The organism is Nonomuraea sp. NPDC050153 (assembly GCF_044460125.1).
In the GTDB taxonomy this organism is placed as follows: Bacteria; Actinomycetota; Actinomycetes; order Streptosporangiales; family Streptosporangiaceae; genus Nonomuraea.
On sequence record NZ_JBITJQ010000046.1, the window covers coordinates 81,417 to 87,604 of the forward strand.

General features: G+C 66.1%; 8 protein-coding genes and 1 tRNA gene. 7 read left to right on the top strand and 2 right to left on the bottom strand.

What is annotated here, in order from left to right; translation table 11 throughout:
- Positions 1 to 69: 69 nt before the first annotated feature.
- Positions 70 to 1,350: an MFS transporter gene (locus tag ACIBQ1_RS56000; protein WP_397291172.1), complete on the top strand. Its 1,281-nt coding sequence runs from the start codon at positions 70 to 72 to the stop codon at positions 1,348 to 1,350.
- Here the strand turns inward: ACIBQ1_RS56000 and ACIBQ1_RS56005 are convergent, their stop codons facing one another.
- Positions 1,351 to 1,635 carry a PspC domain-containing protein gene (locus ACIBQ1_RS56005; RefSeq protein ID WP_397291174.1) on the bottom strand — a complete coding sequence of 95 codons (285 nt, stop codon included), beginning with the start codon at positions 1,633 to 1,635 and terminating at the stop codon, positions 1,351 to 1,353.
- A 91-nt stretch (positions 1,636 to 1,726) separates the two neighbouring features.
- Here ACIBQ1_RS56005 and ACIBQ1_RS56010 point away from each other — a divergent pair, with 91 nt between their 5' ends.
- The gene (locus tag ACIBQ1_RS56010; protein ID WP_397291175.1) at positions 1,727 to 2,881 is read left to right on the top strand and encodes an acyl-CoA dehydrogenase family protein; all 1,155 of its coding nucleotides are present in this window, start codon (positions 1,727 to 1,729) and stop codon (positions 2,879 to 2,881) included.
- A 49-nt stretch (positions 2,882 to 2,930) separates the two neighbouring features.
- Positions 2,931 to 3,006 (top strand) — tRNA-Lys (locus tag ACIBQ1_RS56015).
- Positions 3,007 to 3,392: 386 nt separating this feature from the next.
- Here the strand turns inward: ACIBQ1_RS56015 and ACIBQ1_RS56020 are convergent.
- Positions 3,393 to 4,454, bottom strand: a complete 1,062-nt coding sequence (locus ACIBQ1_RS56020) for an integrase core domain-containing protein (protein ID WP_397291177.1) — start codon at positions 4,452 to 4,454, stop codon at positions 3,393 to 3,395.
- 82 nt (positions 4,455 to 4,536) lie between these two features.
- Here ACIBQ1_RS56020 and ACIBQ1_RS56025 point away from each other — a divergent pair, with 82 nt between their 5' ends.
- The 4 genes from ACIBQ1_RS56025 to ACIBQ1_RS56040 all read left to right on the top strand — a co-directional run bounded on the left by ACIBQ1_RS56025 (position 4,537) and on the right by ACIBQ1_RS56040 (position 6,111).
- The gene (locus ACIBQ1_RS56025; RefSeq protein ID WP_397291178.1) at positions 4,537 to 4,818 is read left to right on the top strand and encodes a histone-like nucleoid-structuring protein Lsr2; all 282 of its coding nucleotides are present in this window, start codon (positions 4,537 to 4,539) and stop codon (positions 4,816 to 4,818) included.
- Between the two features lie 108 nt (positions 4,819 to 4,926).
- A complete protein-coding gene (locus ACIBQ1_RS56030) occupies positions 4,927 to 5,172 on the top strand; it encodes a hypothetical protein (protein WP_020547380.1) in 246 nt (81 codons plus the stop codon).
- Positions 5,169 to 5,558: a type II toxin-antitoxin system VapC family toxin gene (locus ACIBQ1_RS56035; RefSeq protein WP_397291180.1), complete on the top strand. Its 390-nt coding sequence runs from the start codon at positions 5,169 to 5,171 to the stop codon at positions 5,556 to 5,558. The genes ACIBQ1_RS56030 and ACIBQ1_RS56035 overlap by 4 nt, the downstream gene beginning before the upstream one ends.
- A gap of 418 nt (positions 5,559 to 5,976) precedes the next feature.
- Positions 5,977 to 6,111, top strand: a complete 135-nt coding sequence (locus tag ACIBQ1_RS56040; protein ID WP_397291182.1) for a hypothetical protein — start codon at positions 5,977 to 5,979, stop codon at positions 6,109 to 6,111.
- The last annotated feature ends 77 nt before the right edge of the window (positions 6,112 to 6,188 follow it).

Sequence of the window (6,188 nt, forward strand, 5' to 3'; positions counted from 1 at the left end):
TAATGATCGGGCACCTTAGGTGACGTAGCGAACACTGTAAGTCAGGCACAGCGGAGTCCAATGGGGGCAATGCGGGCAAGTCGTCCGCCGGGACGGCATCGCCGTGCTGAGGGACACGCCACATATCGGGAAGTCATCGCCATCAAGGAGTTCAGGGCACTCTGGTACGGCCAGGGCCTTTCCCTCCTTGGTGACCAACTCGCTCAGGTGGCACTCGCCGTACTCGTCTACGACCGCACACATTCACCGCTGGCCACGGCGGCCGTGTACGCGCTGACGTACCTTCCGTCGATCGTGGGCGGGCCGTTGCTGGCCGGGCTGGCGGACAGGTTCGCGCGCAGGGCCGTGATGCTGACCTGCGACCTGATCCGGGCGGCGCTGGTGGCCGCGATGGCGGTGCCGGGCATGCCGTTCTGGGCGCTGTGCGCGCTGGTCTTCCTGGTGGTGCTGCTCAGCGCGCCGTTCTCGGCCGCGCGCGCGGCGCTGCTGCCCGAGATACTCGAAGACGACCGGTACGTCATCGGCTCGGCCATCCAGAACATGACGAACCAGGCCGTGCAGATGCTCGGTTTCGCGGCCGGCGGAGCGTTGATCGCGACCATGGGCCCCTACCGGGCGCTCGCTCTGGACGCCGCGACGTTCCTCGGCTCCGCGCTGATCGTGGTGTCAGGGGTGCGCCGCCGGCCCTCCGCGAGCCCCGACGGCTCGAAACCGTCCATGTGGACCATGACCAGGGCGGGAGCCCGGCTCGTGTTCGGGTCGCGGCAACTGCGGACGCTTGTCCTGTTCGCGTGGTTGTGCGGCTTCTACATCCTGCCTGAGGGCATCGCCGTGCCGTACGCGGCCAAGCTCTCCACGGGGACGCTGTTCGCCACGTGGACACTGCCGGTCCCGGTGATCACCGGGCTGCTGATGGCGGCGATGCCGACCGGGACGGTCCTGGGGGCGTTCCTTTTCAGCAGGTTCGTGCCACCGCCGCGCCGGCTGCGGCTCATGGGGTGGCTGGCCATGCTGAGCTGCGCGCCCCTGATGGTGACGGCACTGCGGCCGCCGCTGGAGGTGGTGCTCGCCGCATGGCTGCTGTCGGGGGTCGGCGGGGCGTACCAGCTTGCGGCCAATGCCGCTTTCGTCCAGCGTGTGCCGGCCGAACGTCGCGGCCAGGCGTTCGGCCTCGTGCAGTCGGGGCTGATGGCCGCGCAGGGGATCGGGATCTTGGCGGGCGGGTTCGCGGCGGAGAGACTCGGTCCTGAGCCGGTGGTCGCGCTGGCCGGATTCACCGGCTTGATCTGCGCGGCCGTCCTCGCCCTGCTCTGGACCGAGCCCCGGGAACGCGTGCCCGCCGCGGTCTGATCACGACTGCGGCTTCTGCTCGCCGCTCCAGTCCGTCCGGCCGTGGTCCTGCTGCTTGCTGATCAGGTCCTGCACGATGGAGGTGTCGCTGTGCTCGTCGGGCATGAGGAGCCAGCCGATCGCGTACACGCCGACGCCCAGCCCGCCGAACAGCGTCGCGATCGCGAGCGCGATGCGCACCAGGTTGGCGTCGATCCCGACGTACTCGCCGATGCCGGAGCAGACGCCCGCGACGATCCTGCCCTTGTGAGTCCGACGCAGCTTCTTGACGTTGTATTCGCTCATGTCTCAAGACTGCCCCCGGGCCCGGTATTAGCACATCAGGATTCCCCCTGGTAGAACCCTGGTAGCCCCCTATATGACGAAGGGACCCGCGATGGACGACCTGCTCCGCCTGGACGACCGGCTCGACGCCGACCAGCGGCTGATCCGCGACACGGTCAAGTCGTTCGTGGCCGACCGCGTCCTGCCGTACGTGGGCGACTGGTTCGAGGAGGCGGTCTTCCCGGCGCGCGAGCTCGCGCCCGAGCTCGGCGCGCTCGGGCTGCTGGGGATGCACCTGCAGGGGTACGGCTGCGCCGGGACGGACGCGGTGTCGTACGGGGTGGCCTGCCGCGAGCTGGAGGCCGGGGACTCGGGCCTGCGCTCTTTCGTGTCGGTCCAGGGTTCGCTGGCCATGTTCCCCATCTGGCGGTACGGCTCCGACGAGCAGAAGGAGGAGTGGCTGCCGCGGATGGCGGCCGGATCGGCCATCGGCTGCTTCGGCCTGACCGAGCCGGACCACGGCTCCGACCCCGCCAATATGCGGACTTATGCCAAGAAAGACGGATCCGACTGGATCCTCAACGGCTCCAAGATGTGGATCACCAACGGCTCCGTCGCCGACGTCGCCGTGGTCTGGGCGCAGACCGACGAAGGCGTCCGCGGCTTCGTCGTACCGACCTCCACCCCCGGCTTCTCCGCCCCTGAGATCCACAAGAAGCTGTCCCTTAGGGCCTCGGTCACCTCGTCCCTCTACTTCGACGACGTACGCCTGCCCGCCTCCGCCGCCCTCCCTGGCGTCGTCGGCCTCCGCGGCCCCCTCTCCTGCCTCTCAGAGGCCCGCTTCGGCATCGTCTGGGGCGTCGTGGGCGCCGCCCGCGCCTGCCTGGAGGCCGCGGTGGACTACGCGAAGACCCGGATCCAGTTCGACAAGCCGATCGGGTCGTTCCAGCTGACGCAGGAGAAGCTCGCCTGGATGTACGTCGGCACCGCCCAGGCCCAGCTCACCGCCCTCCATCTGGGCACCCTGAAGGACGCCGGCCAACTGGAGCCCCGGCAGATCAGCTTCGGCAAGCTGGCCAACGTACGCGCCGCCCTGGACATCGCCCGCCAGGCCCGTTCCATCCTGGGCGGGAACGGAATCACCCTGGAGTACCCTGTGATCAGGCACATGAACAACCTTGAGTCTGTGCTGACATACGAAGGGACCCAGGAGATCCATACGCTGGTGCTGGGAGAGGCGCTGACGGGTCTGGCCGCTTACCGGTGATGCAGGCGTCGCGGGCAGGGCGGTAATCTCTGTACCCTTGCTGTTGCGAGGGGCGTTAGCTCAATTGGCAGAGCTGCGGACTTTTAATCCGTAGGTTCCGGGTTCGAGCCCCGGGCGCCCTACCACCCCACACCCTACCTGACCTGCACTTTCTCGATTCTCGACCGTCTTCAGTGAGGCGAAAACGGCCGAGTTCATGCTCGTCACATGCTCTTCGGCACGCGTCCGGCACATCAGCGGGCCGATCACGAGAGCGAACTGTCCCGGTTTGCGCTATCGGCGATCGGCCACCTCGGGCCGCACCGTAAAGCCAGACCCAAACGACACCCAACAGAAGGACCCCAGTGGAAGGGGCGGCGGGCGGGACGCGCCCGAATTGATCGCAGACCCGTCCAAGCACTGGTCAAGCCGCCTTCGGCAGGATTCGCACGACTTCACAGCGGCTGCCGTTCTGGCCTGTAGGGCGTCAAAACTCGCGTGCGTGGTTTGAGCTGGGGTTTCTCCGACCGGGCTATGCGGCTCGGCGATACTCGTTGATCACTCCCCCGAGTATCGCGTGGCGTTCGATCCGGCCTTCCATCGGCACCACTACATGCTCATCGTGATCCGGCGGTCGCTGTCCACGGCCCTGATGCGGCCGATGCGCGTTGTAGTGATCGAGATACTCGTTCAGAACCACGCGCAGGTGACGTTCGCCGTAGATCAGCATTCGGTCGGGGCACTCGCCGCGTACCGTCCGGATCCAGCGCTCGGCGTAGCAGTTCGCCCTTGGTGTCCGCGGCGGTGTCTTCAACACCGTGATACCCACGGCGGCGAACACCTCGTCGAAGACGGTGGTGAACTTGGCGTCCCGATCGCGGATAAGGAAGCGAAACGACCCTGCTCGCCGGCCGAGGTCGATCAGGAGGTTGCGGGCCTGCTGAGCGGTCCATGCGCCGGTCGGGTGGCTGGTCACGCCCAAGACGTGCACGTGTCGCGTGCGGACCTCCATCACGAACAACACGTACAAGCGCTTCAGAAAGATCGTGTCAACATGGAAGAAGTCACAGGCCAGGAGCCCTTCGGCCTGTGACCGTAAGAAGGTCCGCCAAGAGGTGTCGAGATGCCGGGGCGCCGGCCCGAAGCGGCGCGAGCGCAGGATGCGCCGCACGGTCGCCTCGCTGACCCGGACGCCGAGTCGCACCAACTCCCCGTGCACCCGTCGATGGCCCCACACGGGGTTCTCCCGCGCCAGGCGCACGATCAGGTCCCGAAGCTCCGGAGTCGTTCCCGGACGCCCAGGCCGATGCGGGTAGGTCCAGGCCCGGCGCAATAGGCGACGATGCCATGCCATCAACGTTGCCGGGGTGACCAGCCGATGAGCGCGCAGCACCGCCGGCAACCACCGGGCCAGCGCCGCGAGTACGGCCCGATCGGCCCAGTCCGGCTTCGGGCGCCCGATCTGGCGCCGCAGCACCGCTACCTCATGACGCAACACCATGATCTCAACGTCCTTCGACGCCTGGCCACGGCCCAGCAACATCAGCCAGCCGAACACCCGAAGCACGATCAGATACAGCAGGCGGACAAGCACAAGACGCGATCTTGCCTACGGAGACGGACCCCGTCAAACCACAGGTCAGAGCCGTCGTCGCTATATTTTGACGCGGTACAGCATGTACGGCAAGCGGCGCCGCACCCTCACCCGCCTCGGCTTCACCACCACAACATCCGGCTCAGATGAGCACCCACCGGCCACCGACACTCCCCCGCACCCTTCCCCGCCGAAGACGTCAGCAGAGATCGCGCAGCCAAGCGACCAGCAGCCGACCCCATCGCAAGTGCGCGCATGGGCTCGTGAACAAGGATTGCCGGTCGCCGACCGCGGCAGACTCCGCCCCGAGATCTGGAAAGCCTGGCATGCCGCCGCCGGCACCATGCCAGGGGAGAATCCCTGACTCTGCGAAAACCGCAGAAGGACGCTGGCCATCGGCCAGAGTGAAGCTCGGCCACCAGTTACGCTGGAGGTGCAACTCAGGCACCGCGACGGAGGGAGTCGAGTGACGGTGAGCGTGGACCTCGAACACGAGCCCATTCATGACCTCGCCCGCCGGGTCATCCGGCTGGCCGAGGAAACCCAGCACGCCGCTCAAGTACTCGAACGCCGCCTGGATGCGCTGGAACGCCGCTCCGAAGCCGCCGGCAGGGCCGAACGCATTTTGAGCGTTGCCGCCGGTATGCGGACCCACCTCGGTCGGGACCGACTGTCCGTTGAAGATCTGTACGACCCGGACACCGGTCTTCCCGCGTGATCATCGACTCCAGCGCCATCATTGCCGTCATCAACGGTGAGCCAGAGGCCATCCCATTCGCTCACACCATCGCCGCAAACGTGTGTCGCATCTCGGCCGTCAACTACGTCGAAGCGGCCATCGTGGCGGACAACCGTGGTGAGGCCATGCGCAACGCCTTCGACACGCTCGTTGATGAGATGGGCCTCATCATCGAGCCGGTAACACCCCATCAGGCCAGGATCGCACGCCAGGCGTACCAGACCTACGGCAAGGGCAACAACTCCAAGGCCAAACTCAACATGGGCGACTGCTTCGCCTACGCCCTCGCCAAAGACCTCGACCAGCCCCTGCTCTTCAAAGGCGACGACTTCCCGCACACCGACATCACCCCCGCACAGCCCTGACAGTAAAAGGATGACATCCCTCCCGTGGTTGCTCATCGGATGCTCATCGGCACCTGATACGGCATAACACCGGGCGGCATTTCCGAACATTTTAAACGCGGGCAACCGATGCCATCGCGATACAAGAGGACACGATTCGGTAGTGGACGGCATTGAAAACTGCGACTTTTAATCCGTAGGTTCCGGGTTCGAGCCCCGGGCGCCCTACCACCCTACATCCCATCTGACCTGCACTTTCTCGGTTCTCGACCGTATCCTGCGAGGCACAGATGGCCGAGTTGATGCTCGTCACATGCTCTTCGGCACTGTGCCTGCCGATAAATACATCCGCCCAGGTCATAACCCTGCGATGGCTTCGCATGGCGGCGCGAGCTCCGGTCACCAGGAGAAGGAAGCGCGTGCGGCATGATGATCGACTGTGCTGCTTCGCCTGGCCTATCTGACCGTCACGAACGCTTTCGCCGCGCTACGGTTGCTGCCCATGGGCGATCGGGACAAGGACGTGGAAATCCTCGCCCTGCGTCACCAGATCACCCCAATGCCGTTTAGATAGATCATTTGGGCCTGGCGGCGCGGGTGGTGGACAGGAGTTGGACGGTGGGTGGCCCAGCGTGGCGGATGCCTTTGTCG